Source organism: Aerococcus sp. L_32, from assembly GCF_050689315.1.
Genome location: NZ_JBOEQF010000151.1, coordinates 1 through 5,045, shown reverse-complemented (window position 1 = coordinate 5,045; position 5,045 = coordinate 1). Strand labels below are relative to the sequence as shown.

Annotated in this window: 4 protein-coding genes; 1 reads left to right on the top strand and 3 read right to left on the bottom strand. The window is 40.5% G+C overall.

Annotated features, from left to right (window positions below):
- The coding region (locus ACRCJ0_RS09230) for a DEAD/DEAH box helicase (protein ID WP_431390260.1) at positions 1-1,230 on the bottom strand (1,230 nt) is incomplete at its 3' end.
- A 196-nt stretch (positions 1,231-1,426) separates the two neighbouring features.
- On the opposite strand from ACRCJ0_RS09230, the gene zwf reads away from it, so the two are divergent.
- A complete protein-coding gene (zwf, locus tag ACRCJ0_RS09225; RefSeq protein ID WP_431388257.1) occupies positions 1,427-2,893 on the top strand; it encodes a glucose-6-phosphate dehydrogenase in 1,467 nt (488 codons plus the stop codon).
- Positions 2,894-3,044: 151 nt separating this feature from the next.
- Here zwf and ACRCJ0_RS09220 read toward each other — a convergent pair whose 3' ends face one another.
- Positions 3,045-4,118 (bottom strand): BMP family lipoprotein, encoded by a 1,074-nt coding sequence (locus ACRCJ0_RS09220; RefSeq protein WP_431390259.1) that lies wholly within the window; start codon positions 4,116-4,118, stop codon positions 3,045-3,047.
- 260 nt (positions 4,119-4,378) lie between these two features.
- Positions 4,379-5,045, bottom strand: a 667-nt coding sequence (locus tag ACRCJ0_RS09215) for a DHH family phosphoesterase (RefSeq protein ID WP_431390258.1), incomplete at its 5' end; no start/stop codon positions are given.

The following is a 5,045-nucleotide window of genomic DNA, read 5'->3' as shown; positions in this document are numbered from 1 at the left end:
GCCTGGTTTAACTTTACGACGTTTGTTTCGTTCGATCATCCCCACTACAGTATGGTCAACTTCAGGTGCTTTTTGACGGGCAGCACGGGCATCATGGTCTTTACCGTCGATTAATTGATGGTCTTTGATATCTTTATTTTCAAAGATGATCCCTTTGTTTTCCAACCATTCAATATCTTTTAATTCATCCGGAATATAGAAGGTAATGGCAGTACCTGGTTTACCTTGACGACCAGTACGGCCTACACGGTGGATGAAGAACTCTAATTCATTCGGTACTTCGTAGTTGATGACATGAGACACACCATCAATATCGATTCCACGAGCAGCTAAGTCAGTGGCTACCACGTATTGGAAGTCCAAGTTTTGCACTTGCTTCATGACACGGCGACGTTCGCGAGCTGGTAAATCACCATGAATTTGACCGACATTTAAGCCTTGAGATTTCAAGTATTTGTACAATTCTTGTACAGTTTCCTTGGTATTAGCGAAGATTAAGGCTAAGTATGGTTGACCAATTGTTAAGGCATCGAATAACAATGCTTTACGGTCGCGTCCTTTAACAGGTACCAAGTAGTTATCAATGGTATCTGAAATTTTGTGACGGGCTTCAATTGTTATCCATTCAGGATTGCTTAGGTATTTTCTCAAGAATGGTTTTAATTTGTCCGGAATGGTTGCTGAGAAAACATACATGTTCAATGATTTTGGCATACGGCCTGCAATTTGGTCGACTTCATTTAAGAAACCTAAATCAAGGGTCATGTCTGCTTCATCAACAACAAAATCTGTTACTTGGTGTACAGAAATCAATTGGTTGTTAATCAAGTCTAATAGACGTCCTGGTGTCGCAACAACGACTTGTGGTACGGCATTTTCTAAACGGTTGGCTTGTTTAACAGTATCTGTTCCACCAAACGCGCGCTCGATATGTAAATCTTCATCTGAAAATGACAAGATTTGACGGCCAGCTTGGTATAACTGCTCCGCAAGTTCACGACTAGGTGCTGTAATAACTAACTGCGTGTGGTTTTCAGCTGTAATCTTATTTAATAGTGGTAATAAGAAGGCGTGCGTTTTCCCTGATCCTGTTTGGCTTTGGGCAATGACATCGCGGCCAGATTGAATCACTGGAATAACTGTTGCTTGAATTGGAGACGGCTCATAGAAATTTAAATCTGCGAGTGCGTCGTTGATAAATGGTTTTAAATTAAATTGTGTAAAAGACATGGTCTCCCACCTTTCTCTACTTGCCAGCTCAGGCAAGTGTGGTTCTTTTTGCTCATCCGTACTATTGTACCATTATATTTCTTAAATCTAAAATAATAGAATATTAAAAAATACTAAGAATAGTCAGGACTAATTCTTGTGTAAGTGATGAAAGTTCGTATATAATTGATAATGAACTATGAAAGGATGTAGCATAATGACTAACAAACAAGTTGGTGGGCTTATCGTTATGTTTGGTGCAGCAGGAGATTTAGCGCGCCGTAAACTATACCCATCTTTATTCCGCTTATATCAGCGTCAATTATTATCTGAAAACTTTGCTTTGCTAGGAAACTCTAGACGTGAATGGACTGACGATTATTTCCGTGATATCGTCTTAGATTCAATTTCTGACCAAGAAGCAGACGAAGAAACAATCAATAACTTTATCAAACATTTCTTCTACACATCTCATGACGCCACTCAAGCGGGTGATTATGAGCATTTGAACAATGAAATGGCAAGATTAAGAAATGAATTTAATACCGGTGAGAAAAATTTATACTACCTATCGACTTCACCAGCCCTATTCCCTGAAATTACCCAAGGATTGAAGGATGCTGGCATTGTAACAGATGGCGGTACACACCGAGTCATCTTAGAAAAACCATTCGGTACTGACCTATCATCAGCTAAAGAATTAAATGATGCCTTAGCGATTTCTTTCGATGAAAAAGATATCTACCGTATTGACCACTATCTTGGTAAAGAAATGGTGCAAAATATCTTAGCGACACGTTTCTTTAACCCCGCAGTTGAAGCATTATTAAACCAGGAATTCGTTTCAAATATTCAAATCACCTTAGCAGAAGACATGCCAGTTGGTAGCCGTGGTGGTTACTACGACAAATCTGGTGCTATTCGTGACATGCTACAAAACCATATCCTACAAGTGGCGACATTACTTGGTATGGACCTGCCCGCTTCACCAGATCAAGACGATGTGCATGCCAACAAGTTAGCTTTCATGAAACAAATCGATTCATTAACAGCTGACCAAACCGCTAAACAAACTGTGCGCGCCCAATACCTTGCAAGTGAAGATGGTGAATTCATCAACTACTTAGAGGAAAATGAGGTCGCGCCTGATTCTGTGACTGAAACTTATTTGGCGGGCTACTTCCAAGTCAATAACGATCGTTGGGGCCAAGTACCCTTCTACTTCAAAACAGGTAAAGCCTTGGATGACAAACGGACAACCGTTGAAATCATCCTAAAAGATGCTGGTGATAAAACAGACATCGATAAGGGTTGTAACCCAAGTCAAAGTCGCATTACCTTCAACATTCAACCAGAAACTGGTTTGGCTTTTAACCTAAATCAAAAATTACCTGGTGAAGAATTATTGCCAACTATGGTGTCAATTAATTCTAATGTAGACGAATTAAACGCTGCTTATGTACCAGACGCCTATGAAAAATTGATTTACGATGCCTTAATCGGTGACCAAACCAACTTCTCGACATGGGATGAATTGGCTGAGCAATGGCGTATCGTCGATTCAATTATTGAAAATTGGAAAAATGCCGGTACTAAAACCTTACCTACATATGTTGGTAAAACACGTGGTCCTAAAGAGGCAGATGAATTATTACGCCAAAACGGCCATGTTTGGGTAAAATAGTTTGATTGAAAATTGCCTTATAGAAGAAACGGCATATTTTACACAATCTAATCCCTATAAACAAAACCAGGAACTAAGATTAAAATCACGGTTCCTGGTTTTTCCTGTTCACTGTTTTAACGCACCTGTTTTCAATTGCCTTATAAGCAAACTAACTTTCAGAGTAAGTGAACTCTGGAACTTGAATGTCACCAGCGATAATCGCAGCTTTGGTTTCTTCAATTTGCGCCCATTCTTCATCTAACAATTGTCCTTGGGTTAGCGAAACGCCGCCATTTTCCAGGCCATAAGCTAAGCTTTCACCTGCAGGAAAGCTACTGTCTCTAGTTTGCTCGGCTAAGGCAATAATAGCTGCCCCGGTATCTTTAAGGGTCGACGCTAAGGTGAAGTTACCGCCAGTCCACTCGCCCTCGTCAGTTTGATCTCGGTCAACGCCAATCACCCATAATTGCGTTTCTGGATCTGCTTCTAGACGGTTACGGGTCTCAGTGAAAACACCATTACCAGACCCACCTGCAGCTGTATAAATCACGTCAATACCCTGCGTATACATAGCATTAGCAATTTGTTGCCCTTTAGAGGCGTCACTAAACGACTCCGTATATTGACTTTTCACTTCAATATTTTCGTCAATATAGGCAACACCCGCTTTAAAACCTGTTTCAAAACGGTCAATCACTGGAATTCTAGTCCCACCAATAAAACCAACTTGATTCGTTTCTGTAGTTAAAGCAGCCGCAACTCCAGCTAAGAAGGCAGATTCTTGGTCTTTAAAGGCGATAGATACCGCATTGTCTAGGTCAACTTCCCCATCAATCAAAGCGAAATTTTGATCAGGATTTTGCGAAGCCACTTCACTTAAGGCTTCTGCAGTTGTATACCCAAGACCAACGATAATATCATATTGGTCTGCAACCGCAACATTTAAATTAGGGATCAATTCAGATTGATCAGGTGATTCATAGTATTGGACCTTGGCACCAGTTTCCGCTTGCCAAGCTTGTAGACCTTCCCAAGCAGATTGGTTGAACGACCGGTCATCAACGCCCCCTTCATTGGTCACCATACCGATTGATAAGGCATCAGTAGCTGTTGATTCACTCGCTTGTGAACTGGATGATGACGCTGTGCTAGCATTGGCATCCGTACCGGCATTTTGCCCTTGGCAGGCCACTAAAAGTAAGGCAGCACTTGAAATAAAAATGGTCTTAAATGTTGAAGACATGAATCAATTTTCCTCCCAACGAAAAACGGCAATGTTCGTTTATTCGCATTATTATTTTCTTTACCACATTACTTTAGCATAGTCATATTTTTAAATCCATATGAACTTGTTGTTTTATTGTATTATAGTTCGTTTAGATATGCATTTGCACCCCATAAAATCTCTAAAATAGCCAATTTACTTTGAAAAGCCGAACGAAAAAAACCGCATATAAATTTTAAATTCAGATGCGGTCTTGAAAGCTATATCCTATTTTTCTATTAGTCAAAAAATTGGTCGCGACGGTATTTCATAGCCACTTCACCTAGCTGAGCTAATAATTCATCTTTCTCTTCTGAAGAATAAACGTTAGCGCCTGAGGCTTTCTCGTGACCGCCACCATCATGTTGGGCAGCAATATGGTTGATTACCGGGCCTTTAGAACGGATTCGGCAACGTACTTTACCATCTGGTTGTTCGATAAAGGTTACCCAAGTGATGACCCCTTCAATAGTTCCTGGAATTTGAACAATTTGGTAGGTTTCATTGGCGGTTAAATCAAGTGACTGCAGTAAGTCTTGTGAAATATAAACTGAATTCACAGTCCCTTGTGCTGACAATTTCATGTTTTGTAGGACATAAGCTTGCAAGCGGGCTTGAGAAATAGTTTGCGTATTCGATTCTTGCATCAAGTCAGAAGCTGGGAAGTCGTAGTTCAACAATTCACCGGCAATTTGCATGGTATCGCGGGTCGTGTTGTCATATAAGAAACGACCAGTATCCCCTACAATTCCTAAGAAGAAGCATTTAGCTGCTTCATCATTCATTTGTAAGTCATTGTCATCACGCAAGACGATAGATGCCCATAATTCTGAGGTCGATGAGATACTTGGTTCAACGATCATAAAGTCCCCGTATGGATCTTCATTTGGATGGTGGTCAACTTTG

Coding starts and splice junctions, on each gene's coding strand:
- ACRCJ0_RS09220 (WP_431390259.1), bottom strand. CDS start 4,118: ATGTCTTCAACATTTAAGACCATTTTTATTTCAAGTGCTGCCTTACTT.
- zwf (WP_431388257.1), top strand. CDS start 1,427: ATGACTAACAAACAAGTTGGTGGGCTTATCGTTATGTTTGGTGCAGCA.